The 1,143-nt window shown below is 35.3% G+C and carries 1 protein-coding gene; it reads left to right on the top strand.

Features of this window, described 5'->3' with window-relative positions; genetic code table 11:
* Positions 1-59: 59 nt before the first annotated feature.
* Positions 60-1,130 carry an IS630 family transposase gene (locus QUA57_RS28575; RefSeq protein ID WP_333065172.1) on the top strand — a complete coding sequence of 357 codons (1,071 nt, stop codon included), beginning with the start codon at positions 60-62 and terminating at the stop codon, positions 1,128-1,130.
* The last annotated feature ends 13 nt before the right edge of the window (positions 1,131-1,143 follow it).

Raw genomic sequence — 1,143 nt, 5'->3', positions numbered from 1 at the left:
TAATACCATTTTTATAAAGTTATGATAGACTTAAAAAAAAAGTAAAGGAAAACATTAAAATGTCTGGTCGTCCTCATATAACGATTGCCGAATCTGTAGAAGTATTGCTAGAGATTAGGAAACAACAAAAAAGAATTTTAGCATATAATAAAGTTCAAATGCTTTATTTATTTCAATCAAAAAAAGTAGAAACAGTCCGAGAAGTATCGTCGCTTTTGGGTAAAAGTGAAACCACAATTCATCGCTGGCTCTTTCAATATAAAGAGGGTGGTCTGGAAAACTTGTTAAAAAATCGGCAGATTTTTGGCAGACCCAAGAAGTTTTCAGTTGAAGTAGCGGCTTCATTACAACAAGAATTGAGAGACCCCGAAGGATTTTCCAGTTATAAAGAAGTTCATCTCTGGCTTTGGTTAATCAAAGAGATACCTAGTAGTTATCAAGCTGTATACTCCTTGGTCAGAGGGGAGTTAAAAAGTAAATTTAAAATTCCCAGACCTCGAAGTGTTGAACAAAAGCCAACGGCAATTAATGAATTCAAAAATAGTCTGTCTCATCACGTCAAAGCCTTGCTGGAAAAAGCTCCTGACCAAGTAAATAAATACAATAAATTTCTCTTTTGGTGTAGTGATGAAACTCGATTAGGACTACATACAATTCAGAGACGAAGGCTAACCCTACGGGGTGTAAAACCCCTAGGAAAACATCAATGGAAATTTAAATGTTTCTGGCTTTACGGAGCCGTATCCCCATCTACTGGCAGAAGTTTTTTTTGGGAGTTTTCCCATTTAGATAAAGTTTGTTTTCAAGCATATTTGCAACAATTGTCGCTTCAATATCCCGATGAATTGCATATTATTCAAGTCGATAATGCTCCCGGTCATCTTTTAAGCACATCTGAATTGCCCGACAATATTATTTTACTATTTCAGCCTCCTCATTGCCCTGAAGTAAATCCAACAGAAAGAGTGTGGGAATACATCAAAGAATTTTTAGCTTGGTTAGTCTTTAGTAATCTTGACGAACTCCGCGTAAAAGTTCAGGAAATTTTATCATCTTTAACAAATAATGTCATTGGTTTTCTCACAGGATGGTCTTGGATCTTACATTCTTTATCTCTAGCACATCTTTAGAAAAATGGTATAA

This window comes from Microcoleus sp. Pol7_B2, from assembly GCF_036701035.1.
Lineage (GTDB): Bacteria > Cyanobacteriota > Cyanobacteriia > Cyanobacteriales > Microcoleaceae > Microcoleus.
This window is presented reverse-complemented; position numbering and strand designations above follow the sequence as displayed.

What these genes read in the sequence shown, in the direction of transcription:
- QUA57_RS28575 (WP_333065172.1), top strand. Translation starts at nt 60, where the DNA reads ATGTCTGGTCGTCCTCATATAACGATTGCCGAATCTGTAGAAGTATTG.